The 1,209-nt window shown below is 63.0% G+C and carries 1 protein-coding gene; it reads left to right on the forward strand.

The features are described from left to right. Positions 1-64: 64 nt before the first annotated feature. Positions 65-1,209 (forward strand): phage tail tube protein (locus AC628_RS41455; RefSeq protein WP_074132548.1); only part of this gene is annotated, 1,145 nt, incomplete at its 3' end.

Genomic DNA, 1,209 nt, shown 5'->3' on the forward strand with positions numbered 1-1,209 from the left:
CCGTCGTCGTGATTCCGTTCCAGTTCTTTTTCATCGGCTGATCCCAAACAGGAGACTGATCGCAATGGTCTATCAAAGCAATTCCGCCGGCCGTATCGCCTATAAGGCGCAGGCAGGCCTCGGCCAGGTCGCCGCCGGCGGCGCCGGCGCAACCGTGCTACCGATCTCGGGCGGTCCGGGTGCCAAGCTCTCGAAAGCCGCCACGGAATCACAGACGATCCGTAACGACGGCATGTCGATCCGCGGCCGTCACGGCACGCAGAAAACCTCGTCGAGCTACAACGCGGAAATGTGGCTCGGCTCGCATGACGCGATCCTCGAGGCGATCATGCGCGGCACTTGGGATGCGACGGCGTTTAGCAAGACGCAGGCAGATTTCACGTCATTGACGACGGTCGCGGACGGCTTCGTTTTCGGCAACGGCTCGCCGATCGACATGGGTTTCAAGGTCGGCGACATCATCCGCGCGGCCGGCCTGCCGGACGCCGGCAACAATAACCGCAACGTGCGGATCTCGGCGCTGTCCCCGAACAAGATCACGGTGCCGGAGACGCTGATCGTCAACGCGGCGCCGGATACGAATTGCACGCTCGCGCGGCCGGGCAAGCGATTGACCAATCCGGCCGCGCTGGTCCGGCGCTATTTCGGGCTCGAGGAATTCGAGAGCGACATCGGCAAGGCGACCGTGCTCGACGATTTCGTCTGGGGTACGGGCAAATTTTCGATGGCGCCGAACGGGATCATCACGTTCGATCCGGGCGGCATCGGGACCGGCAAGATCCGGCCGCTGGATGCCGCATACTTCACCAACCCGGCGGCTGTGCCGGGAACGCCATTCGCTGTCGTCGACGCAACGATCCGCCTCGGCGGCGTCGACCTGGTCGAGCTGACCTCGTTCGATGTTTCGCTCGATATCCAGCCGACCGCGCCGGATACGTTCGGCTCCGGCAACATCAAATATTCGCCGGACGTGTTCACGGGGCCGCTGCGGGTTGGACTCAACCTGACCATGCTGCGCAAGGATCTGCAGCTGCTCGCCGATTTCGTCAGCGAAACGCAGTATTCGCTCAACATCCTGGCCGTCGACAATATGAGCGAGCCGAAAGACTTCATGTCGATCACGGTGCCGAATTTCACGCTCGGCGGCGTCGATCCCTCGGCGCTGTCCAAGCAGGGCGGCGGTCGCACGCAGACGATCACTATCCCGCC

This window comes from Bradyrhizobium sp. NAS96.2, assembly GCF_001908235.1.
GTDB lineage: Bacteria > Pseudomonadota > Alphaproteobacteria > Rhizobiales > Xanthobacteraceae > Bradyrhizobium.